16 protein-coding genes and 1 tRNA gene are annotated in these 26812 nt (G+C 68.3%); 7 read left to right on the top strand and 10 right to left on the bottom strand.

Annotation, left to right across the window (positions count from 1 at the left end; genetic code table 11):
- Positions 1-2: 2 nt before the first annotated feature.
- Both proB and ABC419_RS02405 read left to right on the top strand, forming a co-directional pair.
- Positions 3-1175, top strand: coding sequence for a glutamate 5-kinase (gene proB, locus ABC419_RS02410; RefSeq protein WP_412876478.1), 1173 nt, complete (start codon positions 3-5; stop codon positions 1173-1175).
- Positions 1172-2434 (top strand): glutamate-5-semialdehyde dehydrogenase, encoded by a 1263-nt coding sequence (locus ABC419_RS02405; RefSeq protein ID WP_412876479.1) that lies wholly within the window; start codon positions 1172-1174, stop codon positions 2432-2434. The genes proB and ABC419_RS02405 overlap by 4 nt, the downstream gene beginning before the upstream one ends.
- A 42-nt stretch (positions 2435-2476) precedes the next feature.
- Here ABC419_RS02405 and ABC419_RS02400 read toward each other — a convergent pair whose 3' ends face one another.
- Positions 2477-4918 carry a membrane-bound PQQ-dependent dehydrogenase, glucose/quinate/shikimate family gene (locus tag ABC419_RS02400; RefSeq protein ID WP_412876480.1) on the bottom strand — a complete coding sequence of 814 codons (2442 nt, stop codon included), beginning with the start codon at positions 4916-4918 and terminating at the stop codon, positions 2477-2479.
- Between the two features lie 268 nt (positions 4919-5186).
- Between ABC419_RS02400 and ABC419_RS02395 the strand changes: the two genes are divergently transcribed.
- Positions 5187-6620: an NAD(P)-dependent oxidoreductase gene (locus ABC419_RS02395; protein WP_412877980.1), complete on the top strand. Its 1434-nt coding sequence runs from the start codon at positions 5187-5189 to the stop codon at positions 6618-6620.
- The gene (gltB, locus tag ABC419_RS02390) at positions 6617-11158 is read left to right on the top strand and encodes a glutamate synthase large subunit (RefSeq protein WP_412876481.1); all 4542 of its coding nucleotides are present in this window, start codon (positions 6617-6619) and stop codon (positions 11156-11158) included. Before ABC419_RS02395 ends, gltB begins: the two co-directional genes overlap by 4 nt.
- An 86-nt stretch (positions 11159-11244) precedes the next feature.
- Here gltB and ABC419_RS02385 read toward each other — a convergent pair whose 3' ends face one another.
- The gene (locus tag ABC419_RS02385; protein ID WP_234288803.1) at positions 11245-11907 is read right to left on the bottom strand and encodes a TetR/AcrR family transcriptional regulator; all 663 of its coding nucleotides are present in this window, start codon (positions 11905-11907) and stop codon (positions 11245-11247) included.
- A 428-nt stretch (positions 11908-12335) separates the two neighbouring features.
- Here ABC419_RS02385 and ABC419_RS02380 point away from each other — a divergent pair, with 428 nt between their 5' ends.
- Positions 12336-14462, top strand: coding sequence for a M13 family metallopeptidase (locus ABC419_RS02380; RefSeq protein WP_412876482.1), 2127 nt, complete (start codon positions 12336-12338; stop codon positions 14460-14462).
- 390 nt (positions 14463-14852) lie between these two features.
- Here ABC419_RS02380 and hisS read toward each other — a convergent pair whose 3' ends face one another.
- From hisS to ABC419_RS02355, 5 genes are all read right to left on the bottom strand, one after another.
- Positions 14853-16337: a histidine--tRNA ligase gene (gene hisS, locus ABC419_RS02375; RefSeq protein ID WP_125900682.1), complete on the bottom strand. Its 1485-nt coding sequence runs from the start codon at positions 16335-16337 to the stop codon at positions 14853-14855.
- Between the two features lie 57 nt (positions 16338-16394).
- Positions 16395-17615 carry a DUF418 domain-containing protein gene (locus ABC419_RS02370; protein WP_125900683.1) on the bottom strand — a complete coding sequence of 407 codons (1221 nt, stop codon included), beginning with the start codon at positions 17613-17615 and terminating at the stop codon, positions 16395-16397.
- A 60-nt stretch (positions 17616-17675) separates the two neighbouring features.
- Positions 17676-18242 (bottom strand): hypothetical protein, encoded by a 567-nt coding sequence (locus ABC419_RS02365; RefSeq protein WP_412876483.1) that lies wholly within the window; start codon positions 18240-18242, stop codon positions 17676-17678.
- Positions 18242-19120 (bottom strand): 3-hydroxybutyryl-CoA dehydrogenase, encoded by an 879-nt coding sequence (locus tag ABC419_RS02360; protein WP_412876484.1) that lies wholly within the window; start codon positions 19118-19120, stop codon positions 18242-18244. Before ABC419_RS02360 ends, ABC419_RS02365 begins: the two co-directional genes overlap by 1 nt.
- Positions 19121-19278: 158 nt before the next feature.
- On the bottom strand, positions 19279-19584 hold the full coding sequence (locus ABC419_RS02355; RefSeq protein ID WP_046653094.1) for a YggT family protein: 306 nt from the start codon (positions 19582-19584) through the stop codon (positions 19279-19281).
- 122 nt (positions 19585-19706) lie between these two features.
- On the opposite strand from ABC419_RS02355, the gene ABC419_RS02350 reads away from it, so the two are divergent.
- Positions 19707-19782 (top strand) — tRNA-Ala (locus tag ABC419_RS02350).
- 59 nt (positions 19783-19841) lie between these two features.
- Here ABC419_RS02350 and ABC419_RS02345 read toward each other — a convergent pair.
- The 3 genes from ABC419_RS02345 to ABC419_RS02335 form a co-directional block, all read right to left on the bottom strand.
- A complete protein-coding gene (locus ABC419_RS02345; RefSeq protein ID WP_412876485.1) occupies positions 19842-20861 on the bottom strand; it encodes an NAD-dependent epimerase in 1020 nt (339 codons plus the stop codon).
- 45 nt (positions 20862-20906) lie between these two features.
- On the bottom strand, positions 20907-22793 hold the full coding sequence (locus ABC419_RS02340; RefSeq protein WP_412876486.1) for a M20/M25/M40 family metallo-hydrolase: 1887 nt from the start codon (positions 22791-22793) through the stop codon (positions 20907-20909).
- Positions 22794-22904: 111 nt separating this feature from the next.
- Complete coding sequence (locus ABC419_RS02335; protein WP_412876487.1) at positions 22905-25178, bottom strand: TonB-dependent receptor; 2274 nt, start codon at positions 25176-25178, stop codon at positions 22905-22907.
- A gap of 265 nt (positions 25179-25443) precedes the next feature.
- Between ABC419_RS02335 and ABC419_RS02330 the strand changes: the two genes are divergently transcribed.
- Positions 25444-26811 (top strand): metallophosphoesterase, encoded by a 1368-nt coding sequence (locus ABC419_RS02330; RefSeq protein ID WP_412876488.1) that lies wholly within the window; start codon positions 25444-25446, stop codon positions 26809-26811.
- Position 26812 lies beyond the last annotated feature (1 nt).

Here is a 26812-nt window from a genome sequence, read left to right as displayed (position 1 = left end):
GAGTGACCTCCTCCGCCGCCCCCCTCCCCGAAGCCCTTGAGGCCGCCGCCTCGCCTGCCGTCGCCCTGGCCCAGGCGCGCCGGGTGGTGATCAAGATCGGCTCCTCCCTGCTGTTCGACGCCGCGCGCCGCGCCGTCGCCGCCGACTGGCTGGCGAGCCTGGCCGCCGACATCGCCGACCTGCGTCGCCAGGGGCGAGAGGCAGTCGTCGTCTCCTCCGGCGCCGTCGCCTTGGGACGCGGCCGGCTCAACCTTCCTGCCAGCCGCCTTCAGGATAAACAGGCCGCCGCCGCCGTGGGCCAATCCCTGCTGATGCACGCCTGGGAGAAAGCCCTGGCGCCCCACGGCCTGATGGCGGGCCAGGTGCTGCTGACGCGCGACGACACCGAACGGCGACGCCGCTGGCTGAACGGCCGCGCCACCCTGGAGGCCCTGCTGACCCACGGCGTCGTGCCCGTGGTCAATGAGAACGACACCGTCGCCACCGAAGAGATCCGCTACGGCGACAACGACCGACTGGCCGCGCGCGCGGCGCAGCTAGGGCGCGCCGACCTGTTGATTCTGCTGTCCGACGTGGACGGCCTCTACACCGCCGACCCGCGCCGCGATCCGAGCGCCCGCCACCTGTCCCTGATCGAGCGGCTGACGCCCGACATTCTGGCCATGGCCTCGGGCGCCAACGCCCAGGCCGGCGTCGGCACGGGCGGCATGGCGACCAAGCTGGCGGCGGCCCAGATCGCCGCCTCGGCCGGATGCGCCACCGTCATCGCCTCGGGCCTGACCGACCATCCACTGAAGGCTGTGAGCGAAGGCGCCCGCGCCAGCCTGATCCTGGCCCCCGCCACGCCTCTGGCCGCGTGGAAACAATGGATCGCCGGCAGCGTGGCGCCCGGCGGCGCCCTGACGCTCGACGCCGGAGCCGTCGCCGCCCTCCATGCCGGAAAAAGCCTGCTGCCCTCCGGCGTCGTCGCCGTCAGCGGCGACTTCGGAAAGGGCGACAGCGTGCGCCTGATTGGTCCTGACGGGGCGCGCATCGGCGTCGGTCTGGCGTCCTACGCCGCCGAGGAGATCGCCCTGATCCGGGGCCGTCATTCCGACGCCATCGAAAGCCTGCTGGGTTATCGCGGCGCCTCGGTCGTCATCCACCGCGACGATCTGGTTCTGGAGGACCGATGAGCGACCTCGACGCCTTCATGCTGGACATGGGCCGCCGCGCCCGCGCCGCCGCAGAATCCTTGCGCGCCACGATGCCGGACGCCCGGACCGAGGCGCTTCGCCGGCTCGCCACAGCCTTGCGCGCCGCCGAGACCGACATCCTGGCCGCCAACGCCCGCGACGTGACCCGCGCCCGCGAAGGCGGCCTGTCCGAGGCCCTGATCGACCGTCTGGCCCTGACGCCTGCCCGCATCGAGGGCATGGCCGTCGCGGTCGAGACCATCGCCGCCCAGCCCGATCCCGTCGGCGTTGAAATGGCCCGCTGGACCCCCGCCAACGGCCTGGACATCGCCCGCGTCCGCACCCCCATCGGCGTGCTGGCCGTCATCTATGAGAGCCGCCCCAACGTCACCGCCGACGCCGCCGCCCTGTGCCTGCGCTCGGGCAATGCGGCGATCCTGCGTTGCGGCTCGGACTGTCTGGACTCCTCGCGCGCCATCGCCGCCGTCGTCGCCCGCGCCGTGGCCGAAGCAGGCCTGCCCGCCGACGCCGTCCAGCTGGTGCCCGTCCCCGACCGCGAGGCCGTCGGCGCCATCCTGTCGGGCCTGAACGGCGCCGTCGACCTGATCATCCCGCGCGGCGGCAAGAGCCTGGTCGCCCGTGTTCAGGCCGAGGCCAAGGCGCCGGTGCTGGGCCATCTGGAAGGCCTGTGTCACACCTATCTGGACGCCGCCGCCGACCTCGACGTCGCCCGCCGCGTGACCCTGAACGCCAAGATGCGCCGCGTTTCCGTCTGCGGCGCGACCGAGACCCTGCTGGTCGATCGCGCGGCGGCGGAGCGCCTGCTGCCCGCCGTCGCCGCTGATCTCATCAACGCCGGATGCGAACTGCGCGGCGACGCCGAGGCCCGCGCCCTGATCCCCGACATGGGCGAGGCGGTCGAAGCCGACTGGACTGCCGAATACTTGGCGCCCATTCTTTCGGTGCGTGTCGTGAACGGCGTAGACGGCGCGGTCGCGCATATCCGCGCTTACGGCTCGGGCCACACCGAGGCCATCGTCACCACCGACGAGAAGGCGGCCGACCGCTTCGCTGAGGGCGTCGACAGCGCCATCGTCCTGATCAACGCCTCGACCCAGTTCGCCGACGGCGGCGAGTTCGGCTTCGGCGGCGAGATCGGCATCTCGACATCAAAACTGCACGCGCGCGGCCCGGTGGGGGCTGAGCAGCTGACCACATACAAATATGTGGTTCACGGCGAGGGCCAGACGCGACCGTAATACACATTCTCCCTCCCCATAAAGGGGAGAGAGAACCGCGCCTCAACGGCTTTCAGGCAGTGCATAGGCGATAACATAGTCCCCGCGCGGCGTTTCCATGAAGTGATGCCCGCCGGCCATAATGACCAGATACTGGCGGCCGTTCTGCTCATAGATCATCGGATTGGCCTGACCGCCCGCCGGCAGCACGTCCGACCACACCGTCTTGCCGGTCTCGATGTCGATGGCGCGGATCAGGTCGTCCGTCGCGGCGGCGATGAAGATCAGCCCGCCCGCCGTCACCGCCGAGCCGCCGTTGTTCGGCGTGCCGATCTCCAGCGGCAACATCGACGGAATGCCGAACGGCCCGTTCTTGCGCGCTGTACCGAACGGGCGATCCCACAGAGTGCGGCCGCTCTTCAGGTCGATGACGCGCATCCCGCCATAGGGCGGCTGCTTGCACAGCAGGCCGGTGAACTTCACCCGCCAGCCCGCATTGACGTCGATGGCGTAAGGCACGCCCATCTGCGGATCGCCCGCGCCCTCGGCCTTGGACTTCGACAGGTTGCCGCCGCGATTGGCCGCCTCCTTCTCGCGCTCGATGTAGCGGGGGTCGTCGCGCGCGAACCAGCCCAGACGCTCGGCCTCGGCGCGGGGCACCAGACGGTTATGGTTGGGCATGTCGTTATAGTTGGCTACGATCACGCCGCGCGCCGGATCAACCGCCACCCCGCCCCAGTCCGAGCCGCCGTTGTAGCCCGGATACTGGATCCAATGCCGGTCCGCCGTCGGCGGCGTGAAATAGCCGTCATAGGCCGCCTGATGGAACTGGATGCGGCAGACCATCTGGTCGATCGGGGACATGCCCCACATGTCGCGCTCGGTCAGGTCGGCCTTCCTCAGCGTGTGGAACAGGGAGAAGGGCTGGGTCGGGCTGCGCTGCGACGGCTCGACGCCGCCCTGGGGCACGCGGCGCTCCTCGACCTTGTGCAACGGCTGGCCGGTGCGGCGGTCCAGGATGTAGAGGTCGCCCTGCTTGGACGGCAGAATCACCGCCGGAACCACAGTCCCGTTGATCGGCATGTCGACCAGAGTCGCCTGCGAGCCCAGGTCGTAGTCCCAAACATCCTTGCGCACCGTCTGGAAATGCCAGCGCGGCTTGCCCGTGGTCACGTCCAGCGCGACCAGGGAGGTGGCGTATTCGTTCTCGGCCGGGCGACGCAGGCCGGAATAGTAGTCCGCCGCCGAATTGCCCATCGGCAGGAAGACCAGACCCAGCGCCTCGTCCGCCGTGGCCGTGGTCCACATGTTGGGGGTGCCCGGCGTATAGGTCTCGCCCTCGGGCGGCAGGGTGGTGATGTCCGGCCGCATCATGTCCCAGGCGAAGCGCAACTGGCCCGTCACGGCGTCGAAGCCCTGAATGACGCCCGATGCGTTCCAGCGTTTCTGTCCGTCCAGCACCTGATGGCCCGTGACCACCACGCCGCGCACGATGACCGGCGCCGAGGTGATCGACACCATGCCGGGATAGGGATCGCCCATGCCGTGCTTGATGCTGACCGAGCCGTTGGTCCCGAAACCGGCGCAAGGAACGCCCGTGCGCGCGTCCACCGCCACCAGGCGCCCGTCCAGCGTGCCCTCGATGATGCGGGTGGCGCAGGGCTGGGCCGCGTCGACGTTCGGGGTCGCGTAATAGGCCACGCCCCGGCAGGCGGCGGTATAGGGGATCTGGTCGTCGGCGACCTTGGGATCATAGGTCCACTTCTGCTTGCCGGTGGCCGCATCGACCGCGAACAGCCGGTTGCGGGCCGAGCACAGATAGAGGGTGTCGCCGATCTTCAGCGGCGTCGTCTCCGCGCCCCAGCGCTCGTCCGGCAAGTCGCCCGTGCGGAAGGTCCAGGCGCGCTGAAGCCCCTTCACATTGTCCTTGGTGATCTGGCTCAGCGGCGAATAGCGCTGGGCGCTGTCCGAACCGCCCCAGGCGGGCCAGTCGGCGCCGACCTTCAGCACCGCCGGATCGCCCAAGCCGCCGTTCGCCGCGCCCGGAACCGGGCTGAGCACCCGCGCCTTGTTCGCCTGGGCCACCACCACGCCGGAGATCAGGCCGAAGACGACGATGGCCGCCAGTCCGCCCAGGGCCAGCTTGCCCCCGCCCCCGTCGCGCTTCAGCGCCGGGAAGCTGAGGACCACCGCGATCAACAGCACCAGCGGCGCCACCACGCGCGGGACCAGGGCCCAGCCGTTCAACCCGACCTCCCACAGCGCCCAGACGACGGTGCCGACGAAGATGGCGATGTAGAGCCAGGCGCCCAACGGTCTGAGCAAGGCCAGCAGCCCGCCCGACACGATCATCAACAGGCCGACGATCAGATAATAGGCGGACCCGCCCAGCATGATGAGCTGGCCTCCGCCTATGGTCAGCGTCAGCCCGATCAGGGCGATGACAATGCCCAGAAGCCTTACCAGGACGCTCCCGAATCCGCGTCCGCGCTCGATGGATGGCATCTCGCCCCTCCTGTTCCCGCAGCTTGGCCTTGAGAAGGGGCAACACGCGAACGGCCGCGACGTTCCGCCGCGGACGGCCAACTGTTGCCGACTGGCCGACCCGCCCAAGGCGGCGAGCCCGGAAACCTATCGCAACGCACCCAAGCAAAACCCGCTCAGGCTGTCATAATTGCGATTTTTTCGCATCTTTATGCCTTCTAGAAAAATTTATGCCGCAAAATGAGAAAAATATTTGCGTGATGGGAAAATATGCCCGTCTAATGTGCACATGCAAAAAGGCGGACGATCCAACCCTGGCGGTTTCCTGATTGAACAGCGGCGGCTTGAGAAACAGCCCGCCGAGCAGCGCGTACGCGCCTTCACGGAGATCACGCTCAAACCGACCGCCGCCGGCGGGACGGCCCAGGCGTCGCGCTGCACCGACTGCGGCGTGCCCTTCTGCCAAAACGCCTGTCCGCTGCAGAACAACATCCCCGACTGGCTGGCCCTGTCGGCCGACGGCGACCTGCGCGAGGCCTGGCGCGTCGCCTCGGCCACCTCGACCATGCCCGAGATCTGCGGCCGCATCTGTCCGCAGGACCGTCTGTGCGAGGGCGCCTGCACCCTGCAGCGGTCGGGCTGGGACGGCGTCACCATCGGCTCGGTCGAGGCCTGGATCGCCGACACCGCCTTTGACAACGGCTGGGTCGAGCCCATCCGCCCCCTGGCCGAACGCGGCCAGAGCGTCGCCATCGTCGGCTCCGGTCCCGCCGGCCTGGCCGCCGCCGACCGCCTGCGCAGCGAAGGCTACGCCGTCACCGTCTATGACCGCCACGACCGCGCCGGCGGCCTGCTGACCTACGGCATCCCCGGCTTCAAGCTGGAGAAGCGCATCGTCCAGCGCCGCATCGACCGCCTGATCGAGGGCGGGGTCGAGTTCGTACTCAACACCAACGTCGGCGTCGATGTGACGATGGACGAACTGCGCGCGCTCCATGACGCCGTCCTGCTGGCCATGGGCGTCTATCAAACCCGCACCCTGGCCGTGCCGGGTCGCGGCCCGCACGACACCGTCGCCGCGCTCGACTTCCTGATCGCCCAGAACCGCGTCGACTGCGGCGACGCGGCTGATGCGTCCGCGCCCCACGCCGCCGGTCGGGACGTCGTCGTCGTCGGCGGCGGCGACACGGCCATGGACTGCGTCCGCACCGCCATCCGTCAGGGCGCGAACAGCGTCGTCTGCCTCTATCGCCGCGACCGTGACAACATGCCCGGCTCGGCCCGCGAGGTGCAGAACGCCGAGGAGGAAGGCGTCCGCTTCGAATGGCTGGGCGCCCCCAAAGCCCTGATGTCCAAGGGCGAGGCTGTCGTCGCCGTCCGCGCCCAGCGCATGGCCTTGACCGAAGCCTCCGCAGGCGGCCGCCGCGACATCGCCCCCGTGCCCGGCTCGGACTTCGACCTGCCCGCCGACCTGGTGATCGAGGCCCTCGGCTTCGAGCCCGAGGCCTTTGGCGAACAGCTCGACGCCGGCCTCGGCCTGACCAGGTGGAACACCCTGCAGGTGGCGCGTGGCGGTTTCGCCACCACCCTGCCCGGCGTGTTCGCCGCCGGAGACGCCGTGCGCGGCGCCTCCCTCGTCGTCTGGGCCGTGCGCGACGGCCAGGACGCCGCGGCCGAAATCGACCGCTACCTGCGCGCGCGTACCGAGGAAGCCGCCGCATGACCGACGCATCCCAATCGAACTGGCTGGCCCGGTATGAAGAGAACCGCGCCCGCCTGATCGAAGGCGGCGCCTATGACCCGTCCTCGGAACGCGACGCCTGCGGCGTGGGTCTGGTCTGCGCCATCGACGGCAAGCCGCGGCGTGAAATCGTCGAGATGGCCATCAAGTCGCTGAAGGCCGTGGCCCACCGCGGCGCGGTGGACGCCGACGGCCTGTCCGGCGACGGCGCCGGCGTCATGATCGAACTGCCCCAGGCCTTCTTCGCGGCCCAGGTGCGCGCCGTCGGCCAGACCCTGCGTCCCGGCCCCATCGCGGTCGGCCAAGTCTTCCTGCCGCGCACCGACCTGGGCGCCCAGGACCACGCCCGCGCCATCGTCGAGGCCGAGGCCATCCGCTCGGGCTTCTACATCTACGGCTGGCGCCAGACCCCGCTGGACCTGTCGGTCGTCGGCGTCCGCGCCGACGCCACCCGGCCCGAGATCGAGCAGATCATGCTGGCCGCCCCAGAGTCCCTCCAGGGCGAAGGCATGGAGATCGAGGAACTGGAGCGCGAGCTCTTCCTGTGTCGCCGCCGCATCGAGAAGGCGGTGCAGGCGTCGGGCCTGAACGGCTTCTACCTCTGCTCCCTGTCGGCCCGCTCGATCGTCTACAAGGGCATGGTCCGCGCCGAGCTGCTGGGTCAGCTGTATCACGACCTGAACGACCCCACGGTCGAGGCCGGCTACGCCGTCTTCCACCAGCGCTACTCGACCAACACCTTCCCCGAATGGAAGCTGGCCCAGCCCTTCCGCATGCTGGCCCACAATGGCGAAATCAACACGCTTCAGGGCAACCTGAACTGGATGCGCGCCCACGAGATCCGCATGGCGGCCTCGGCCTTCGGCGACCGCGATCAGGAGGTCAAGCCGGTGGTCCAGCCGGGCGGCTCGGACTCGGCGGCCCTGGACAATGTCTTCGAGGTTCTGGTCCGCGCCGGGCGTCCCGCCCCCCTGGCCAAGGCCCTGCTTGTGCCCGAGGCCTGGTCCTCGGACGACGTGGTGATGAAGCCCGAGCACCGCGCCCTCTACGCCTACTGCAATGCGGTGATGGAGCCGTGGGACGGCCCCGCCGCCCTGTGCGCTGTCGACGGTCGCTGGGTCGTGGCCGGCAAGGACCGCAACGGTCTGCGCCCCCTGCGCGCCGTGGAAACCGTGGACGGCCTGCTGCTGGCCGGCTCCGAGGCCGGTCTGGTTCCCCTGCCCGAGGGCCGCATCAAGCGCCGCCTGCACATCGGCCCCGGCAAGCTGATCGCCGTCGATCTGAAGCACGGTCGTCTCTACGACGAGCATGAGGCCGTCGACGCCCTGGCCGCCGCCCAGCCCTATGAACAGTGGCTGGAGAACATGGTCGATCTGGAGCCCATCATCGGCCCCGGCCCCGAGCCGCGCGCCGCCACCGGCGAGGCCCTGATCCGTCGCCAGATCGCCGCCGGTTTCAGCCGCGAGGATCTGGACCTGCTGCTGGACGCCCTGGTCCGCGACGGCAAGGAGGCCGTGGGGTCCATGGGCGACGACGCCCCGCCCGCCGTTCTGTCCAGCCTGCCGCGCCCTCTGGCCCACTACTTCCGCCAGAATTTCTCGCAGGTGACGAACCCGCCCATCGACCCCCTGCGTGAAGCCGGGGCCATGAGCCTGAAGACCCGCTTCAAGAACCTGGGCAACATCCTGGCCCAGGACGAGGCCCAGACCGAGGTCTTCGTGCTGGACAGCCCGGTCCTGACCACCGGCATGTACCAACGCCTGCTGGGCGTCGTCGCCGACGGCTCGACCACGGTGATCGACTGCACCTATCCCGTTCCGGCCGAAGGCGACCGCCCCGGCGCCGGCCTGCGTCAGGCGCTCGACCGCATCCGCGACGAAGCCGAGGCCGCCGCGCGCGAGGGCGCCACCCTGATCGTCCTGTCCGACGAGCACGCCTCGGCCGAGCGTCTGGCCGCGCCGATGATCCTGGCCACCGCCGGAACGCACGGCCGCCTGATCGCGGCGGGCCTGCGCACCTATTGCTCGCTGGTCGTGCGTTCGGCGGAGACTTTGGACCCGCACGCCTTCGCCCTTCTGGTAGGGGTGGGCGCCACCGCCGTCAATCCGTGGCTGGCGCAGGAACTGTTCCAGGAGCGTCTGGATCGCGGCGCCTATCCGGGCCTGACGCTCCACGACGCCTGCCTCAACTACAAGCACGGCATAGAGGCGGGGCTGCTCAAGGTGCTGGCGCGTAAGGGCATCAGCATCATCTCCGCCTACCGCGGCGGCTGCGAGTTCGAGGTCTTGGGCCTGTCCCGCGCCCTGGCCGCCGAGTTCTTCCCCGGCGCCCCGTCGCGCATCTCCGGCATCGGCCTGGCCGGTCTGGAGCAGGCGGCGCTCAAGCGTCACACCGTGGCCTTCGGCGCGGCGGTCCCGTCTCCGTCCATGGGCGGCTTCTTCCGCATCCGTGCGGGCGGCGAGGCCCACGCCCATGACGCGAAGACCATCCACCTGCTACAGGACGCGGTGAACCGCGGCGACTACAAGCGCTTCAAGCAGTACTCCGCCGCCGTGCGCGAGCAGCCGGACCTAGCCTTGCGCGATCTGCTGGACTTCAAGGACGGCCTGACCCCGGTGCAACTGCACGAGGTCGAGAGCGTCTCGGACATCCGCCGCCGCTTCCTGTCCCAGGCCATGTCCCTGGGCGCCCTCAGCCCTGAGGCCCATGAGACCCTGAACATCGCCATGAACCGGATGGGCGCGCGCGCCGTCTCCGGCGAGGGCGGCGAAGACCCGGCCCGCTACGCGCCGCGCCCCAACGGCGACAACGCCAACTCGGCGGTCAAGCAGGTGGCCTCGGGCCGCTTCGGCGTCACCGCCGAATACCTGAACCAGTGCCGCGAGATCGAGATCAAGGTCGCCCAGGGCGCCAAGCCCGGCGAGGGCGGCCAACTGCCCGGCTTCAAGGTCACCGAGTTCATCGGACGGATGCGCCACGCCGTTCCGGGCACCACCCTGATCAGCCCGCCGCCGCACCACGACATCTACTCGATCGAGGATCTTGCCCAGCTGATCTACGACCTGAAGGCGACCAATCCCGACGCCAAGGTCACGGTCAAACTGGTCTCGGCCACCGGCATCGGCGCCATTGCTTCAGGCGTGGCCAAGGCCAAGGCCGACGCCATCCTGATCGCCGGCCACAACGGCGGCACGGGCGCCTCGCCCCAGACCTCGGTCAAGCACGCCGGGATGCCGTGGGAGATCGGCCTGGCCGAAGCCCATCAGGTGCTCAGCCTGAACCACCTGCGCTCCTCGGTGTCCCTGCGCGCCGACGGCGGCATCCGCACCGGACGCGACGTGGTCCTGGCCGCCCTGCTGGGCGCCGAGGAATACGGCATCGGCACCTCGAGCCTGATCGCCATGGGCTGTCTGATGGTGCGCCAGTGCCATTCCAACACCTGCCCGGTCGGCGTCTGCTCGCAAGACGAGCGCCTGCGCGCCAAGTTCACCGGCACGCCGGAGAAGGTGGTCAACCTCTTCACCTTCATCGCCGAGGAGGTCCGCGAGATCCTGGCCTCGATCGGCGCGCGCACGATCGACGAGATCGTCGGCCGCACCGACCTGCTGCGTCAGACGCGGCGTGGCGGCGCGCACCTGGACGATCTGGACCTCAACCCCCTGCTGATGAAGGTCGACGTCGACCGCCCCGGCCGCTGGGCCGACAAGGCGCGCCAGCCGGTCCCGGAGAGCCTGGACGCCCAGGTACTGAAGGACGCCCAGGTCTTCCTAGAGCGCGGCCAGACTCTGGAACTGTCCTATCCGCTGAACAACACCCAGCGCACGGCGGGCGCCGGGGTCTCCTCAGCCATCGTCCGCAAGTTCGGCCCTCAGGGTCCGCAGGGCCGCCTGAAGCTGAAGCTGGAAGGCATTGCCGGTCAGAGCTTCGGCGCCTTCGGAGCCAAGGGGCTGATCCTCGACGTCACCGGCGAGGTCAACGACTACGTCGGCAAGGGCTTGTCGGGCGCCGACATCCACGTCCGTCCCCATGAGTGGCGCGCCGACCAGCAGGTCTGCGGCAACACCACCCTCTATGGCGCCACCTCGGGCCGTCTGTTCGTGGCGGGCGCGGCGGGCGAACGCTTCGCCGTCCGCAACTCCGGCGCCGAGGCCGTGGTCGAGGGCCTGGGCGCGCACGGCTGCGAATACATGACCGGCGGCCGGGTGGTGGTGCTCGGCGCGGTCGGCTGGAACCTGGCGGCGGGCATGAGCGGCGGCGAATTGTTCGTGCTCGACGCCGACGGTCGCGCGGTTCAGGCGCTGAACGGCGACATGGCCGGGGTCGGTCGCATCGACGCCGAGGCGGAAGGCAGGCTCAAGGCCCTAATCGAGGTCCACGCCGGCGTCACCGGCTCGCCTCTGGCGCGACGCATTCTGGCCGGCTGGTCGACCTACGCGTCGCGCTTCGTCCGCATCGCGCCCAAGACCGTCCTGGCCGCGGAGCGCGCCATTGTTGACGTTAGGCTGGCGGAAAGGGCGTAAGTCGGCCACAGCCGCCCTGAGCCCGGCGTGAAAAAGGGCCGCTCGCCTCTCGGCAAGCGGCCCTCGAATACTGTCGCAAGCGAAAGCTACTGACGCGCCGTCTGGCTCGACAGGATCAGATCCAGTTGCTTGCGCACATGCGGGGTCAATTCCTCAACGCCCCAGCCGTCATAGGCGGCGTAGCGGAAGTTGGAAATGAAGACGTCCCAGATCATGCGCGGCAGCAGCGTCTGGTCGATATCCTGGCGAAGCTCCCCTTGCCCCACGGCCGCCTGCAGCACGTCCTGAATCCAGACCACCAGCGGACCAACAAAAGCGCGCGAGCGCTGATCGGCGTCTTCCGGTTGGAACCAGGAACGGGCAACCATGGCCTGCATCAACGGCAGATGACCCAGAGAGCGGTGATAACCTGCGGTCAGGGCTGCCGTCAGGCGATCCGTCACGCGAGCATCGGCGCCCGCGTCGCCGGCGCGCATGTCGTTCAGCAAGCCTTCCATCTCTTCAGCAAAGACCGTCTCGAACAGTTCGGCCTTGTCCTGGAAGTTGGCGAAGACGGCGCCGGTCGACATGCCCGCGCCCTTGGCGATGTCGCGGATCGTCGCCGCGTCATAGCCGCGCTCGGCGAAAAGGGTCCGCGCCGCGTCCAGCACCTTGAGGCGCGTACGAACCTTCGCCGCCTGGCGGCGGTTCATGCGCGGCGGGGCGACGGTTTCGACGGTTTCGGCAAGAGTGGGGGAGGGCACGCGCATAGACAGGTGGCTCTGGGCTTAAATGGGTGGCGCGCTCGGCAAGCCAGACCCTGCCTGCTTGACATGGGTCCGAACCTTAAGACGACGGGCGCCCCTGAAACTAAGGGCGAACTTTCATCACCGAACAATGACCAAAATGGGTCATGGCGGGTAAAAATCTCTGCCCTGCCTAAGCGGAGCAATCAAGAAGCCTACGCAATTATACGAATGACTATCACGTCATATGAACAACGATACGGCTTTTCGGGCGAAAAACTATAGTTTTGCATACATCTACTTACACCCTCATAAATGGGCAGAGCGTCGCGCCCCCGCCGCCGTAGGGAGAGAGCTCTCGCTCTCAGCATGAATTTTTTTTAAGACAGCGGCTCCGCGCATCCGGCCTAGGCTCGGCGGCACGGTTCCGGGGCTGAAATGAGGAAACACCCATGAAGAAACTGCTTGTCGGCGTCGCCGCCGTCGCCCTTCTGGCGCCGGGCGCGGCCCTGGCCCATGATGGCCATGACCACGCCTGCATCGACGACGCCTGTTCCGTCTTCGAACTGTTCCAGACTCCAGCCGCCCAGGGCGGCGCCTCTGGCTGGCAAGGCACGGAAGCGCCCCGCTACGGCGCCTGGGGTTTCGATCTGGCGGGACGCGACACCTCGGTGAAACCGGGCGACAGCTTCTTCCGCTACGCCAACGGCGCGGCGCTGGACCAGCTGACGATTCCGTCGGACCGCACCTCCTACGGCTCCTTCCCCCTTCTGCGTGAGCTGTCTGACAACCGCATGAAGGCCCTGATCCAGAGCCTGGTCGCGCGCACCGACCTGGCCGCCGGCTCGGACGAAGCCAAGATCGCGGACGCCTATCGTTCCTACATCGACGAAGCCCGCATCGAGGCGCTGGACGCGCAACCGCTGCAGCCCTTCCTGGCCGCCATCCGCGCTGCCGACACGCACGAGAAGATCGCCGCCTACATGGGCCAGACGCAAGGCCGCGTCGGCTCATCCTTCTTCGGCACCGGTATCACAATCGATCAGAAGAACCCGACCCGCTACGCCGTGACCGCCGGGCAGTCGGGCCTGGGCCTGCCCAACCGCGACTACTATCTGGACGCTCGCTTCGCCGACAAGAAGGAGAAGTATCAGGCCTACGTCGAGCGGATGCTGACCAACATCGGCTGGACGGATCCGGCGGGTTCTGCGGCCGCCATCGTCGCCCTGGAAGACAAGATCGCCGAAGCTCACTGGACGCCGATCGAGAACCGTGATCGCGACAAGACCTATAATGAGTATTCGATTCAGAGCCTGGCAGCCGAAGCGCCCGGCTTCGACTGGACCGGCTACTTCAACGCCGCCGGCCTGGGCTCGATCGATCGCCTGATCGTGCGCCAGAACACGGCGATGCCGAAGATCGCCGCCATCTTCGACGAGACCCCGGTCGCCACTCTGCAGGCCTGGCAGGCCTTCCACACCACCGACGACGCCGCCGGCAGCCTGTCGAAGCGCTTTTCCGACGCCCAGTGGGAATTCCGTTCGCGCGACCTGTCGGGCCAGCCCGAGCAGCGCAGCCGCGAAAAACGCGCCATCAGCTTTGCGGAAGGTTCGCTGGGCGAAGCTGCGGGCCGTCTTTACGTCGCCGAATACTTCCCGGCGGAATCCAAGGCCAAGATGGAAGAGCTGGTCGCCAACCTGCGCACCGCCCTGTCGCACCGCATCGACAACCTGACCTGGATGGGCGCCGAGACCAAGGCGGCCGCCCAGGAGAAGCTGCGCAAATTCACCGTCAAGATCGGCTATCCGAACAAGTGGCGGGATTATTCGGCGCTGGAGATCAGGGCCGACGATCTGTTCGGCAACACCCAGCGCCTGGGCCAGTTCATGTGGAACTACCAGCTCAACCGCCTGAACAAGCCGGTCGATAAAGATGAGTGGGGCATGACCCCGCAGACGGTGAACGCCTACTACAACTCAGCCAATAACGAGATCGTGTTCCCCGCGGCTATTCTGCAGCCGCCCTTCTTCGATCCGAACGCGGACCCGGCCGTCAACTACGGCGGCATCGGCGGCGTGATCGGCCACGAGATCGGCCACGGCTTCGACGACCAGGGCTCCAAATCCGACGGCGACGGCGTGCTGCGCAACTGGTGGACCGAGCAGGACAAGGCCAACTTCAAGGCCCTGACCACGCGCCTCGGCGCCCAGTACGACCAGTTCGAACCCCTGCCCGGCTTCCACGTCCAGGGCGGCCTGACCATGGGCGAAAACATCGGCGACGCAGCCGGCACGGCGGTGGGCCTCGAAGCCTACCACCTGTCGCTCAACGGCCAGCCCTCCCCGGTCATCGACGGCGTGACGGGAGACCAGCGCTTCTTCTACGGTTGGGCTCAGGTGTGGCAGTCGAAATACCGCGAGGACGCCCTGAAGAACCAGATCGCCGCCGACCCGCACAGCCCGGCCGAATTCCGGGTCATCGGCCCGGTGCGCAACATCGACGCCTGGTACGAAGCCTTTGGCGTCAAGCCCGGCGACAAATACTATCTGAAGCCGGAAGACCGCGTTCGTATCTGGTAAGGCGCGACGCCGAATTAACGAGAAAGGGCCGGAGCCGCGACGCTCCGGCCCTTTTGCATTGGCGCACTCCCCCGCACCGCCGCGCCCTTGCATGACGGCGCTCGAAGCGCCTCGCCCACCTTATCAAACAACCGTCGAGAACCCTGACTTCCAGACATGAAAAAGCCCGCTGCGGGGGATACATCGCAGCGGGCCTTCACGCTCTCTAAGGAGCGGACGTTTCCTCCCCGAAACGCCTTCAAGATGTCGCTGCGACGGTGCGCTGCGCCTCTTGAGTGAGACCAAATGACGCCTTCCGCTGCCCTACGTCAACCAAACCCTGGCCCAAAGCGCATCCTTTTATGACTAAACGTTGATAAGTCACGCTGTCGTCATGGATATTATCGAAGTTTATTCGATAATAGAACGAACCACCGCGACCAGCTGATCGCGGGCCACGGTCTGCTGACCCGGACGCTCGGCCTTCCAGGCGTTATTGTCCGTGATGGCGGCGGCGCGGGCGCGTCCGGCGTCCAGATCCTTGATCGTCACCTGACCGGCGGCGATCTCGTCTCCGCCCAGGATGACGGCGGCCGGGGCGCCGCGCCGATCGGCGTATTTCATCTGCGCCTTCATGCCCGCCCGCCCCAGATACAGCTCGGCCGGAATGCCCGCCGCGCGCAGTTCGGACACGGCGTCGAGATAGTGCCGCATGTCGTCCTCGGAGAAGACGATGGCCACCACCGGCCCGCGCGTCTCGTCCTCGGCGCCGCGACCGGCCGCGCGCAGGGCCGAGGCCAGACGCGACACGCCGAAGGAGAAGCCGGTCGCCGGGGTCGACTGGCCGGTGAAACGCGACACCAGGTCGTCATAGCGCCCGCCGCCGCCGATCGAGCCGAAACGCACTGCGCGCCCCTTCTCGTCCTTGGTGTCCAGCAGCAGTTCAGCCTCGAACACCGCGCCGGTATAGTATTCCAGCCCGCGCACGATGGTCGGGTCGAAACGCACGTCGTCCTGCGACACGCCCATGGCGATCAGGGCGCGGTCGATGGCGGCCAGCTCCTTCAACGCTTCTTCGCCGGCGACGCCCAAGAAACCTGAACGCGCGGCGCCCGACACGGCGTCCAGCACGCCTGCGCGGCTGAGGCCCGGTGTCTCGGCCGAGGCCAGAAACGCCTCGATCGCCCCGATCACCGAGGCGGGCAGGTTGGCGCCCTTGGTATAGTCGCCGGACTCGTCCAGACGGCCCTCGCCCAGCAGCAGACGCACGCCCTCGACGCCGAGGCGATCGTATTTGTCCACGGCCCGCAGAGCCGTCAGGCGCTGCATCGGATCGGTGATCCCGCCCGCGTCGAACAGGCCGTCGAACAGCTTTCGGTTGGAGACGCGGATCACCGCCTGCCCGGCCTCCAGGCCCGCGGCGCGCAGGCCTTCGCAGCCCATGGCGATGATCTCGGCGTCGGCTTCGGGCCGGTCGGAGCCGACGGTGTCGGCGTCGCACTGCCAGAACTCGCGGAAGCGGCCCGGTCCCGGCTTCTCGTTGCGCCACACCGGCCCATAGGCGTAGCGGCGGAACGGCTTGGGCAGGGTCTCCCAGTTCTGCGCGGCGAAGCGGGCCAGCGGCGCCGTGTGGTCATAGCGCAGGGCCATCCACTGATCGTCATCGTCCTGAAGCGCGAAGACGCCCTCGTTCGGACGGTCGGCGTCGGGCAGGAACTTACCCAGGGCGTCGGCGTATTCGAACGCCGGCGTCTCCAGCGCCTCAAAGCCCCAGCGCTCATAGACCTCGGACACGCGCGCGACGATGCGGCGCTCGGCGGTCAGGTCGCGGCCGCGACGGTCGGCGAACCCGCGCGGCGCGCGAGCTTCGGGGCGGTTGGAGGCTTCGTCGGTCATGAGGCGGCGATTAAGCCATCAGTTCCGTCGCCGCAACTCGCCGCCGCCCCTTCCCGCTCAGGCCGCGCGCCTCAGCGGCAGGTCGCGCCCATAGCTGAGGCGTCGCCACAGCCACTCGAACGGCCCCATGGTGAACTTCGACAGCCACAGCGGCGACCAGATCAGCTGCAGCGCCCAGACGCCGACGACGATGGCCCACTGCATCGGATAGTCGACCTGGCCGAACAGACGCGGTCCCCACGGCATGTAGAAGATCGTGGTCATGATCAGGGTCTGGGTCAGATAGTTGGTGAAGGCCATCCGCCCCACCGGCGCCAAGACCTTGCGCAGCCAAACCACGCCGCGCGTCGTCGCCAGGATCAACGCCGAGGCGTAGGCCAGGGTGATGATGATCGGATAGGAGGCGACGACCGCCGCCCAGCCGCCGGTGGCCTCGACGCCTGGACCGGCCTGGATCTCCAGCCACTCCAGAACGCCCAGCAGCGCCAAGACCGCCGCGCCGCCCGCCATCAGCATCGCATAGACGCGCGTCGGAACGCGGCCATGGAAGAAGCCCGCCTTGAACAGGCCCAGCCCCAGCATCATCAGCGGCACGGTCGAGAAGACATACATCAGCAGGCTGGCGCCCTGGGCGAAAGCCCAGGCCTTCAGGTTCTCCAGCGCCGCGCCCGCCCAGCCGCTCTGGTAGGCGACGATGGAGGCGGCGACCGCGCCATCGGCAGGCCCGCCTTCGCTCATGGCCTCCGGGAAATGCGCCATCGTCATCATCAGGCCCGCCTGAAGCGTAGCCAGCAGAACGGTCGCCCCGGCGCCGATCCAGATCAGCGGCTTGGCAGGCATCGACCGCATCAGCATCACGAACAGCCCCGACCAGGCGTAGAGCAGCAGGATATCGCCGTACCAGAAGGCCAGGCCGTGGATCAGGCCGAACAGAGCCAGGAACATCAGGCGACGGCGCAGGACGCGCCCCTTGGCCTCATCGCCGCGCTCGCCGCCGACCAGAAAGATCGACACGCCGAACAGCATGGAGAACAGGGTCACGAACTTCTGGCGGAAGAAGACATCGACCGCCCACTGCGCCACGCCCGAAGTCCCCACGACGGCGGGAAAGGGCGATTGATCCGGCGCCGATTCCAGGATCACCATCGGCAGGGCGAAGGCCGCCGCATTGACCGCCAGAATGCCCAGAACGGCCGCGCCGCGCAGCACGTCCAGCGTCACGATCCGCTGGTTCGCCGCCACCGGATTCGGCTCGGCCGTCGTGACCTGGTCCCTCATGCTCCCCCCGTTCGTCGCATAGGGGTTCAGGCTTAGGCGGGACGGCCGCTTCGGTTCACGTTAAATCCCCGTAACGTCCCGTTCGGACAGGACGCCCATGCGGTTGTTGACCACCGGCGCCGGGACAAAGCCCAGATAGGCCACGCACAGACCGCCCCACAGGGCGTAGCTGACGCCCATCATGACCGCCAGCGGCAGGCCGCCGACGCCATAGATCAGCAGGGCCGTCTCGATCGCGCCCAGGCCCTGGACCAGACTCTGCGAGGCGGCGCCCGCCAGACCCGCCATGACCACGGCCATGATCGTCTGCATCGCCGCCGCCAGCAGGCCGCCGAACATGGTGAAGCGACACGCCACGCCCAGTCGCGTCGACGGGCGCCCGGTCTTCCCGTGGCTGTCGAGCAGCAGCCAAAGCCCCACCGGCGCCGCGATCAGTCCGACCGCCAGCATCACCAGCCGCCAGTCCGTATCCACGCCCGACCACCAATTCTCGGGCGGCCAGATGAACAGGGTCAGGATCACCGGCGGCCAGGCCGCCGCCGCCAGGGCGGCCGGAACCAGGGCGCCCGCGCCGCGCCGCGGCGCCACACGCTTCAGGCCCGGCAGGGAGGGAAAGGCGACGGCCATCAGCGGGTCGGGACCGGCGTCTCGCCGGAATAGTCGTAGAAGCCGCGCCCGCTCTTCTTGCCCAGCCAACCGGCCTCGACATATTTCACCAGCAGCGGACAGGGGCGGTATTTGCTGTCGGCTAGGCCGTCATACAGCACGTTCATGATCGCCAGGGCCACGTCCAGGCCCATGAAGTCCGCCAGCTCCAGCGGCCCCATCGGATGGTTGGCGCCCAGCTTCAGCGCCTTGTCGATCGAGGCGACGTCGCCGACGCCTTCGTACAGGACATAAACCGCCTCGTTCATCATCGGCACCAGGATGCGATTGACGATGAAGGCGGGGAAGTCCTCGGACTCCGTGATGATCTTGCCCAGGCTCTCGGCGAAGGCGACCGCCGTCTCGAAGGTCGAGGCCGAGGTGGCGATGCCGCGCACCAGTTCGACCAGTTTCATCGTCGGCGCCGGCTTCATGAAGTGCAGGCCGATGAAGCGCTCAGGCCGATCCGTGACCGAGGCCAGGCGGGTGATGGAGATCGAGGAGGTGTTGGACGCCAGCAGGGTGTCCGGCCCCAGCAGCGGCGTCAGTTCGGCGAAGACGCCCTTCTTGACCGCTTCCTCCTCAGACGCGGCTTCGATGACCATATCCGCCTTGGCCGCCTCAGCCAGGCTGGCGGCTGGGGCGATGCGCTGCAGGGCCGCCTGGGCCTCCGCCTCGCTCGACAGGCCGCGTGCGGCGCGACGCGCCAGGCTGGCCGCGATCTCGCCCAGGGCCAGGGTCACGCGGTCCGGCGCAATGTCGTACAGCTTCACCTCATAGCCGCCGGCGGCCACCACCTGAGCGATGCCCGAACCCATTTGCCCGGCGCCGATGACGGCGACTGTCCTGATCGTGGTCATGAATTACGCGAAAAAGGCGGTCCGCCAGGGACCAGTCGTCGGCACCTTAGGAGCCCGCTCGCGCCACGCAAGGGCGGATTGGGCTCCATGTGCGGATTCCTGGGGGGCCGTGATCCGGGCTCAACGCCCGACAGCCTCCCCCTCGACGCAGCCGTGGATCAGCCCAGCGACATGATCAGCATCGGCGCGACCGTCCGGTTGAACAGCACGCTCAGGAACTGCAGCGCCAGCAAGGCGATGATCGGCGTGATGTCGATGCCGCCCAGCGACGGCACCACACGCTGGAGCGGGCCCAGGATCGGCCGCGTCACCGTATCCAGCACATAGGCGATCTGGCCCACGAAACGGTTGCGCGGATTGATCACGTCGAAGGCGAACAGCCAGCTCAGGATCGCCGAGGCGATGATGCACCAGATCATCAAGGTGACGACGGCGTTCACCAGCCAGACAAGGGCGAAACCCATGAGAAACTCCTGCTTCGTTCACGCCGCTTCTAGCGGCCCCGCCGCAGATCGCCAAGGATTCGTGCGCGGCCCGTTGACACGCCCCCCCGCACGCTTCTATGTCCCGCGCCTGCCTGTCGGTCGGGGCCGTAGCTCAGTTGGTAGAGCGCGTCGTTCGCAATGACGAGGTCAGGGGTTCGACTCCCCTCGGCTCCACCAGGGCATCTCCGCAAAATTGCTGACGTTCGACCGCCCTCCAGGGCGAGCGCCTCTGCGCCTCAGTTCTCGCGGTAGAAGTTGCAGTACCAGTCGACGAAGCGGGCGACGCCCTCCTCCACCGAGGTCGTAGGAGCATATTCGAGGGCGGCCAGGGTGTCGGTCACGTCGGCCTCGGTGTCGGCCACGTCGCCGTCCTGCATGGGCATGAGGTTCAGCTTGGCCTTGCGGCCGAGCTTGGTCTCCAGCACCTCGATGTAGCGCATCAGCGGCACGGGGCGGCCCGCGCCCAGGTTCAGGATACGCCAGGGGGCGACCCCGCTGGTCGCGGGATTGGGGGCGGCCGCGTCCCACGTCGGGTCGACGGCGGCGGGACGATCCAGCGCGGCGACCACGCCGGTGACGATGTCGTCGACATAGGTGAAGTCACGGCTCATCCGCCCTTCGCCGTACACGTCGATCGGCTCGTCTTTCAGGATGGCGCGGGTGAATTTGAACAGGGCCATGTCCGGGCGGCCCCACGGTCCATAGACGGTGAAGAACCGCAAGCCGGTCGCCGGAAAGCCGAACAGGTGGGCGTAGGAATGGGCCATGGCCTCATTGGCCAGCTTGGTCGCCGCATAGACGGTCAGCGGATGGTCGGCGGGCTGGCGCACCGAGAACGGCAGGGCGCGGTTGGCGCCGAACACCGAACTGGTCGAGGCGAAGACCAGGTTGGCGGCCCCGACCGCGCGGCAGCCTTCCAGGATGCTGAGGAAGCCGACGACGTTGGAATCGACATAGGTCTCGGGCGCTTCCAGGCTGTAGCGGACGCCCGCCTGGGCGGCGAGGTGGGCCACCCGGCGCGGCCTGTGCTCGGCGAACAACGCGGCGACGCCGTCGCGATCGGCCAGGTCCAGCGTATGGTGGCGATAGTTCGGATAGGCCTGAAGCTGGGCCAGGCGCGCCTGCTTCAGCGCCGGATCATAATAGGCGTTGAGGTTGTCCAGACCGATGACGCGCTCGCCCCGCTCCAGCAGACGCCGGGCGGTGTGGAAGCCGATGAAGCCGGCGGAGCCGGTGACGAGGACGGGATCGCTCATGATCGGCTGCGATAAACGCTCACGCGGTCCGACGCCAGCACCCCTCTAGGGCAGGGCCTCCGCCACGGCGGGCGACAGCGCCAGCAGCTGGGCCGAGATGTTCAGCCCGACGCCCGCGATCAGACAGGCGGCCGCTGCGAACAGCATCAGGCGCATCGTCTTCGCGCCCGGCGCCAACGGCCGGGCGAACAACAGCGCCAGCAAGGCGATCAGGGCCAGGGCGCCCGGCATGTCCATCCCCACGCCCAGGAAGACGAAGTGGCCGATGGCCAGCAGCCAGGCGCCGCCCAGCACCGTCGCCACGGCGGCGGGCAGGAGGCCGAGCGGCCGCGTCAGACCGGGATCGACCAGGGCCGCCAGGGCCGCCGCCGTCGCGGCCAGCAGCACCGGCCAGACGAACAGCAGGGCCGCTTCGGGCGCCGCGCCCTGCAAGGCGCAGCCGAAGACGAAGATCAGGGCGATCAGGCCCAACCAACCGCCCCAGGCCGAACGCTCGGCGCGCCCTGGCCACAGCGACAGGATGATGGCGACCGCGCCCAGCCCCAGCATCACCGGACTGAACCCGCCGACCAGCAGGACGACGGCGGTCAAGACGGCGAACGCCCCGCCGATCACGCGCGGCCGCGCCCGGCGCGCGCCGGTCAGCAGGACCAGGGCCAGGGCGACGATCGCCAGCGTCGCCCCCGCCTCCATCCACGGCAGGCGGCGCAACAGGGTGTAGTAGACGTCCGGCGAATCTGCCCGGCTCGACATCGGCCCGGCCAAAAGGCGCGTCGCCTGCACCAGGATCACGCCCCCGGTCAGGAACCACAGCCCGTCCAGCACGCCCTGGCCGACCTGTCCCGCCGTCAGTCCCGCCCGGCGCCGCGTCCGCCAGGCGGCGAAACCGCCCAACGCCGCCGCCAGGGCCAGCAGAAGCCAGCCGGTTCCTTGCGCATGGGCGATCATCCAGCGGCCGAAGACGTCGGAGTAGACCAGGTTCTCGCCCTTGGCCGGCAAGCTGTGCGCGCGCGCCAGCTCATCGGCCGCCTCCAGCGCCTGGGAGCCCAGATGCTGGACCGCGCCCCGATCCAGATTGGCGGGTGTGGCGTTAGCCGAGTGATACTGATCCGGACGGCCGATGAAGGCCAGGTTCAGACCGCCGATCCCTCGATCCTTGGGCACAGTGAAATCGGTGCCGTTAGGCATCCGCTCATACATGAAGGCGGCGATGGAGGTGGCGGTGGTCCCGCCGTCGGCCTTGGCCGCCGCACGGCGGAACAGCTGGACCGTCGGCCCTGCCTCGCGCCCGGTCTCGAACATGGCGGCGCGGCCGCCGCCGCCGCGCGCCTCAAGGTTCACCACCGCCCCGATGCGGTCCCGCAGGGGATGGCCGCCGAAGAAGACCCGCGCCCCGTCCAGTCCCAGCTCCTCGGCGTCGGTCAGCAGCACGACCAGATCGCGCTCGACCGGACCGCGCGCCTGGATCGCCCGCATGACCTCCAGAATGGCGGCGACCCCGGCGGAATCGTCGGCCGCGCCAGGCGAGCCGACCACGGTGTCATAGTGGGCCATCAGCATGACGGCGGGCTGGCTGCGGTCTTTTCCGGGCAGGACGCCGATCAGATTGATCGCCTGATTGCCCGCCGCCGCCGGATCGCCCCCCGCCCGCGCCAGCCGCTTGACCGAGGCGGGCGACAACGGCCCGGTCTGTTCGCTGACCTCCAGCCCCAGCTGCGTCAGCCGCGCGCTCAGATAGGCGCGGACCCGCGCATGTTCGGGCGAGCCGACCGGGTGGGGGGCGCGGGCGATCTGTTCGATGTCGGTCATGGCCCGCGCGGCCGAGAAGGCGGCGGCAGGCGCGTCCGCCGCACGCGGCTTCGGCGCCTGGGTGGTCCACACCGCCAGCAAGAAGGCGAGCGTCAGCGATCCGAACAGCAAGGCCAGCCGCATGTGAGATCCTCCCCGATCCGGTCCGCAGTAGGACCAAGCTGGACCGGAATGGCAAGAGGGCGGCGACAGGTCTCCCCGCCGCCGCCCACCCATGCGATCAGCCGTAAAGGCTTAGAAGCGCTTCGACAGCTCCACGCCGTACATACGCGGTTCGTTGACGAAGGCCGTCAGGTTGTTGAAGTCGATGGCGCCGAGGATGTTGACCTCGTCCGTGATGTTGCGGACATAGACGGCCGCTTCCAGACCCCGGTTCAGGTCGCGCCAGCCCGCGCGCAGGCCGCCTTCGAACGCCGTGTCCTGCATGAACTCGACCGATTCATAGAGGAACAGGTTGAAGTCCTTCTGCATCACCCAGTCGGTCGCGGCGAACAGCTCCTGATCGTCGCCGATCGGATGGACGTAGGACAGCGTCAGATTAGCGGTCCATTCCGGCGCCTGGGGGAAGGGGTTGCCGTCGATATAGGCCAGACGCGCCGATCCAACCGTCACCATCCGGTCGGTGACGGTGCAGTTGGCGAGCGCCGAGCAGACGCCGACCTGAAGATCCTTGTCCTTGATCTCGGTATGGTTCCAGGCCAGGCCGCCGGCCAGGCTGAAGCCCGCGCCCAGATAGACGTCGCCGTCCACTTCCAGGCCATAGCCCTCGCCCTTGTCGGCATTCAGCAGCTGGTTGAAGTTGCCGGCGCCGCCGATGGCCGTAAACTGCGGATCGGAGACTTCGTAGAAGTAGGCCGTGGCGTTCAGGCGGGCGCGGCCGTCCCACAGGCGAGCCTTGAACCCGGCCTCATAGGACATGACCGTTTCCGAATCCGCCGTGGTCACGATGTCCACCGAAGCGATGCGGCCCTGGATCGACGGGCCGCGATAGCCGTTGGCCACGCGCGCGAACAGGTTCAGGCCGTCATTGACCTCGTACAGGGCGCTGACGTCCCAGCTGACCTGCTCGTCGCCGACCGACTTGGTGACGTTATCCAGCGGCTTGGCCGTGGACGAGCTGCCTGCCGGGATGATGCGGCGGCCCCAGAAGTCGCGGCTGTCGTCGGTGTAGCGAACCCCGGCCGTCAGCTTCAGCGCGTCCGTGACCAGATAGCGGCCCTGACCGAAGATCGACCAGGAGTCCGACTTCTGGATGACGTCGGGAACCACCGTCGGCGCGATGCCGCCGACGCCGTTGAAGGTGCCCGAGACCAGGTTGAAGCGCTCGTCCCAATAGAAGGCGCCGACCTGCCAGCCGAAGCGGCCGTCGCCGTTCGAGGCCAGGCGCAGCTCATAGGTGTTCTGGACCAGGTCGCTGGACAGGGTGCCGGTCTCGACCGCGAACGGGGTCTTGTAACCGGCGCCGGTCGGAGCCCCGACCGAGACGCCGCCGTCGATGTCGCCATTGCCCTGGCTTTCGCCCTGATAGGAGCCGACCACGCCCGTCAGGGTGGCGGGACCGAAGTCATAGGCGACCTGCAGCGACTGCGAGAGAGTCTTCTGCTTCTGGTAGTTGTTGCGGCCGCCGTCGTACCAGACCGTCTCACGGTCGAAGTTGTCGTTCAGCTTGTTCGAGCCCTTGGTCAGGACGTTGGCGCGGTTCATCGTGCCCGTGCCCTCATAGTCGCGCGCCTGCAGGGTCAGCAGGGTCGACAGACGGTCGGTCGGGGTCCAGGCGACGTGGATACGACCCGCCACGTCGTCGAAGGAGCCCAGATCCTCGCCGTCCTTCTTGGCGAAGGGGGCGTCCCAGGCGTTGTTGACCCAGTCGTCGCGGTGGTTCCACAGGGCGGCCACGCGCACCGACAGCGTATCCGACGCTGGCAGGGTCACGCCCGTCTCGGCGCGCATCGAGCCGTAGTTGCCGTAGGTCAGCGAGCCGAAGCCGGTGAAGTCATCGCCCGGCTTCACCGTATCGATCTTGACCACGCCCGCCGGAGTGTTGCGGCCGAACAGGGTGCCCTGCGGACCGCGCAGCACTTCCAGCTGCTTCACGTCGAACAGGGGGAAGCCCTTCAGATAGACGTTCTCCAGCACCACGTCGTCCAGCACGACCGAAACCGGCTGCGAGGCGTTGAAGTCGAAGTCCACATTGCCCAAGCCGCGAATGTAGAAGCGAGGCGCATAACGGCCGTTCGAACTCTCAACCTGCAGGCTGGGCACGCGACCCGACAGCTGCAGGATGTCGCCGCCGCCGGCGTTTACGGCATTCAGCGTCTCGGTGTTCATGGCGGTGACAGCGAACGGCACGTCGCGGATGTTTTCGCTGCGGCGCTGGGCGGTGACGACGATGTCGCCGACGGCGGCGGCCTGTTGTGCCTGGGCATCGGCGGATTGCGCCAGAGCCGGCGTGGAGAGCAACAAAGCCAGGCTGCTGGCGGAGGCGGCGAGAACCGAGAGACGCGTCATCGAGATATCCCCTTCTTGATGATCTGGAGTGGGTGAATTCGCCGCAGGCCCTAGGCCCGAAGCTGAGCCGGCGCCAGCGGCGAGACGCGCTCCCGCGTGAACCTTTCGCGACATGGCCACAGGCCAAAAGAAACCAATGTTCGATTCATCAGCGAAGCGGCCTTGCCGTTGTGCGCCGCAGAAGGACGTGTAAAGCAGATCGGCTGCGCCTTCCCCTTGCGGCTGGCAGATGCACGAAGCGCGCGACCCGCCGCAGGAGAAGCCCATGCTGATCGCCGCCCCGTCCCGTCGCCGCTTCATGCAGGGCGCGACCGCCTTGCCCCTGTTCGGCGCGACGTCTGTTTTCGGCGCTGACAAACCGTCCGCCGTGATCGGCCGCGTCCTGGCCATGTCGGATCTTCACTCCGCCTATGAACGCAGCGCCCAACTGTTGGCCGCTCTGCGCGCCGAGGTTCGCAGCCATCCCGTTCCGCACTTGATCGCGATCGACGGCGATATCTTCGAGCACGGCAACGTCGTCTCGGTACGCTCCGAAGGCGCGATCGACTGGGCCTTCCTGGCCGCCCTGCCCGCCATCGCCCCGACGGTGGTCAATCTGGGCAACCACGACAACGACCTGACGGCGGACCTGCATGAGGTGGTCGCGCGGATGCGCGGCCTGGGGGTCACCGTCATCAGCAACATCATCGACGCCCGAACCGGTCAGCCCTATGCGTCGGCGGCGACTGAACTGGCCTTCGGCGATCGACGGCTGCGCATCATCGGCTTCGGCGCGAACGCGCTGAACACCTATCCCAAGGCCAGCCGCGACTGGCTGTCGATTCCCGATCCGAGCGAATGGGCGAATGTCCAGCTGCCGACCCTTCTGGACAGCGCGGACCTGACCCTGGTGATGAGCCACGCCGGGGTGGCGGGCGATCGTGGGATGCTGTTCGCCCTGCCCGACGGCGCCCTGATGATCGGCGGCCACAATCATCTGCTGTTCCAAGAGACGCTGGGGCGCGGCCTCTACGCCCACACCGGATCGTGGAGTAACGCCTATACGGCGGCCGACTATCTCAGCGATGGAAGCGTCCGGGCGCAGTCGCGCACCGTCGCCCTGGACGGTCCCGCCGACCCGGCCCTGGCCGCCCTGATCCGCACGACGCTGGACCGGCATCTGACCGATCAGGAGCGCGTGATCCTCGGGACCAGTTCGACCGCCCTGTCTCTGGGCGACACCGGCCGCGCCGTGGCCGCCGCCTTCGCCCGCTTCGCCGGGGCCCAGGCGGGCTTCATCGGCCACACCACCCTGGGCACGGGCCTGAGCGCCGGCCCGGTCAGCCGCTACGCCTTCGACGCCGTGGTGCGTTTCGACGGCAAGCTGATGGCCGCCGAGGTTCCGGCCGCTCGCCTGGCCGAACTGACGACCCTGGCCAATCAGGACCGGGTCATGCCCTTCGCACGCCGCACCGGCGACTTCGTCTATGGCGCGGTCGAAGGCGGCGAACAGCGCGAGACGGTCCGCATCGTCACCACCGACTGGTGCGCCCTGAACCAGCATGAATATTTCGGCGTCACGGACCTGGCCTTCGCCGAGGTTCCCGGCCCCGGCGTCAAGGCGGTGGCGGCCGCGGGCCTGCTCAAGCCCTGAC

Origin of the sequence: Brevundimonas phoenicis (genome assembly GCF_047237745.1) — a bacterium.
Classification (GTDB): Bacteria; Pseudomonadota; Alphaproteobacteria; order Caulobacterales; family Caulobacteraceae; genus Brevundimonas.
The sequence above is the reverse complement of the archived record's forward strand: the minus strand, read 5'-3'. Positions and strand labels throughout refer to the sequence as shown.